This is a genomic window from Paenibacillus camelliae, assembly GCF_023715345.1.
Classification (GTDB): Bacteria; Bacillota; Bacilli; order Paenibacillales; family Paenibacillaceae; genus Pristimantibacillus; species Pristimantibacillus camelliae.
This window is the reverse complement of record NZ_JAMBNY010000090.1, coordinates 1-255: the sequence shown is the minus strand read 5'-3', so window position 1 is coordinate 255 and position 255 is coordinate 1. Positions and strand designations below refer to the sequence as shown.

Here is a 255-nt window from a genome sequence, read left to right as displayed (position 1 = left end):
ACCGCCCCAGTCAAACTGCCCGCCTGACACGGTCCCTTCACCAGATTCATGGTGACAGGTTAGAACTCCGATACGATCAGGGTGGTATCCCAACGGCGCCTCCACACATGCTGGCGCACATGCTTCATAGGCTCCCACCTATCCTGTACAGATCGTACCAAAGTCCAATATCAAGCTACAGTAAAGCTCCATGGGGTCTTTCCGTCTTGTCGCGGGTAACCTGCATCTTCACAGGTATTAAAATTTCACCGGATC

Annotated in this window: 1 rRNA gene; it reads right to left on the bottom strand. The window is 52.5% G+C overall.

Annotated features, from left to right (window positions below):
* Nucleotides 1–255: ribosomal RNA gene (locus M3180_RS23155) — 23S ribosomal RNA — on the bottom strand; the annotation flags it as partial.